At 39.8% G+C, this 973-nt stretch carries 2 protein-coding genes; one reads left to right on the top strand and one right to left on the bottom strand.

Annotated features, from left to right (window positions below):
* Positions 1-45: 45 nt before the first annotated feature.
* Entirely contained in the window at positions 46-699 is a 654-nt protein-coding gene (locus QTN94_RS20070; protein WP_331428657.1) for a hypothetical protein, read from the top strand.
* A 91-nt stretch (positions 700-790) separates the two neighbouring features.
* Here the strand turns inward: QTN94_RS20070 and QTN94_RS20065 are convergent.
* Positions 791-973 (bottom strand): hypothetical protein (locus QTN94_RS20065; protein ID WP_331428656.1); only part of this gene is annotated, 183 nt, incomplete at its 5' end.

Raw genomic sequence — 973 nt, 5'->3', positions numbered from 1 at the left:
CAGTAACGAAAGAAGGAAACCAACTCAAGCGAGTGGTATTTGATAATGAAGTTTAGATTTTTAATCGCTGTAAGCATGTGCTTTTTACTTAATGGTTGCTTTGAAAGTAAGCCTGTTTCAGTTGCGAGCATTGGCAATGCAGGGTCTTTAGGTGGCCCACATTTTATTCGTGATATGTGGGTCAGTGATATTTATGGTGGAGGAGCAAACTTTGCGTATGGAAGCGTTCAGGGCTGTTGTAAAAGTGCCAGCATTGGCATTGGTATTCCTAGCGCTATAAAAGGCGAATGGGAGAATGGGGTTGGTGGCGGCTCATCACGTGAAAAATGGCAACAGCGTTGGAAGCCCGAATGGGGTAATTTCGATGAGAATTATGATACTAAGTGGTTTCGCATTGATGATGTGATAGACAGTGAGCTTGCCAAGCAAAAAATAGAGACAATCAACCATTATTACCCAAACTTTAAGACAAATGGAGTTATGCAGGTCTTAGTAAATAAAGAGCAAGTATTACTATTATACAAGTACTCTTGCAATCCCAGTAGAAAGCATAATGACTGTACTATCCGAGAGAATGCAGATCCTAATGGTTGGGTACACTCTGCGCCATATAGCAAGACAGGTAATACAAAAGTCGTTGTTTTATATGACGGTAAGGGAGAGGTGTCAGACAAACCATTTACGGATAATACACCCTAGCCATAGAAATAGTCGATTTTCCATATCTTAACCTGCATCAATTGACAGAATGTGATGTGGCTTTAAAAACGTTGAATGAAAAGTTATTAACTCAACCGTTAGGTAGTGTTGCAGTCTTGTTAATCCAGTAACGAAAGAAGGAAACCAACTCAAGCGAGTGGTATTTGATAATGAAGTTTAGATTTTTAATCGCTGTAAGCATGTGCTTTTTACTTAATGGTTGCTTTGAAAGTAAGCCTGTTTCAGTTGCGAGCATTGGCAATGCAGGGTCTTT

The sequence above is a fragment of the Vibrio sp. M250220 genome, assembly GCF_036533795.1.
In the GTDB taxonomy this organism is placed as follows: domain Bacteria; phylum Pseudomonadota; class Gammaproteobacteria; order Enterobacterales; family Vibrionaceae; genus Vibrio.
The sequence above is the reverse complement of the archived record's forward strand: the minus strand, read 5'-3'. Positions and strand labels throughout refer to the sequence as shown.

Bases quoted from the DNA above. Each gene is read 5' to 3' on its own strand.
- QTN94_RS20070 (WP_331428657.1), top strand. From the start codon at position 46: ATGAAGTTTAGATTTTTAATCGCTGTAAGCATGTGCTTTTTACTTAAT.